This is a genomic window from Teichococcus wenyumeiae (assembly GCF_003696345.1).
Classification (GTDB): domain Bacteria; phylum Pseudomonadota; class Alphaproteobacteria; order Acetobacterales; family Acetobacteraceae; genus Pseudoroseomonas; species Pseudoroseomonas wenyumeiae.
This window is the reverse complement of sequence record NZ_RFLX01000150.1, coordinates 1-1,204: the sequence shown is the minus strand read 5'-3', so window position 1 is coordinate 1,204 and position 1,204 is coordinate 1. Positions and strand designations below refer to the sequence as shown.

The window sequence follows — 1,204 nt, the reverse complement described above, 5'->3', positions numbered from 1 at the left end:
GTATGGCGCGACAATCTGGGTGCGAGCAGCGCGGCAATCAGGGTGAGAGTCTGAAGCTACGGCGGGTGGATGATTGTCGCGGCGCGGCATGGAGGCAAGGAGTTTCGGCAGGTGCGCGGCAATCAGGATGAGGTGTTGATTGTCGCGCGCGTAGGTGGCCTGCCTGGCCCGCGTTTCCGCTCGACAGCGGTGCGCCTTCGGTAGCTTTCAACGTTCATCTCGAAGATCGTGGCGTGGTGGACGAGGCGGTCAACGGCGGCGAGGGCCATGACCTGGTCCGGGAAGATCCGGTGCCATTCTCCGAAGGGTTGATTTGAGGTGATGAATAGCGACCGGCGCTCGTAGCGGGTGGCGATGAGTTCAAAGATGACGCTGGTTTCTGACTGATCCTTAGTGACGTAGGCGATGTCGTCGAGGATCAGCAGGTGGTACTTGTCCAGCTTGGCGATGGCAGCTTCGAGCTGCAGATCGCGCCGGGCGGCCTGAAGCCTCTGCACCAGGTCGGTGGTGCGGGTGAACAGCACGCGCCAGCCATTCTCGATCAGGGCGAGGCCGAGCGCGGCCGCGAGGTGCGACTTGCCAGTACCTGGTGGGCCGAAAGCCAGCAGGTTGGCGCCCCTGTCCAGCCAGCTGTCGCCCGCGGCGAGAGCCATGACCTGCGCCTTGCTGAGCATCGGGACGGCCTCGAAATTGAAGTTTTCGAGCGTCTTGCCCGGCGGCAGATAGGCTTCCTGCAGGTGGCGCTGGATGCGCCGGTTGGCGCGCTCGGCCAGTTCATGCTCGGTCAAGGCGGCGAGGAAACGGGCGGCGGGCCATCCCTCCTTGTCGGCGCGCGCGGCGAAATCGGGCCAGATCAGCTTCATGGCCGGCAGCCGGAGGTCGTTGAGGGCCAGCGACAGACGGCCGGCATCGATCGGGTCGGCGGCGGTCATGCGACATCTCCCCGGTGGATGGTGACGATGTCGTCGTAGACGCCGAGAGCGGGATGGGCGACGACCACGCCCGGCAGGGTGGTGATATCGGGCATGAAGCGAGCCCGCAGCTCGGCCATATTGGGGAGATGCCCTGCCTCCAGGAGGGCCTCGAGCGCACTGGCCAACTCGGCCTCGCAGGCCCGCTCATGGGCCAGGGCGAGGATCTCGACTGTGGTGCGGCAGGCCTGACGGGCCGGCTGGCGGGCGAGCATGGCCTCGAAGGTGCGGGC

At 66.2% G+C, this 1,204-nt stretch carries 1 protein-coding gene and 1 pseudogene; both read right to left on the bottom strand.

Features of this window, described 5'->3' with window-relative positions; genetic code table 11:
* Nucleotides 1-122: 122 nt before the first annotated feature.
* Nucleotides 123-932, bottom strand: a complete 810-nt coding sequence (gene istB / locus EBE87_RS28305) for an IS21-like element helper ATPase IstB (RefSeq protein WP_120641290.1) — start codon at nt 930-932, stop codon at nt 123-125.
* A pseudogene (locus EBE87_RS29310) lies at nt 929-1,204 on the bottom strand (IS21 family transposase); the annotation flags it as partial. The gene istB and the pseudogene EBE87_RS29310, both read right to left, overlap by 4 nt.

Coding starts and splice junctions, on each gene's coding strand:
- istB (WP_120641290.1), bottom strand. CDS start 932: ATGACCGCCGCCGACCCGATCGATGCCGGCCGTCTGTCGCTGGCCCTC.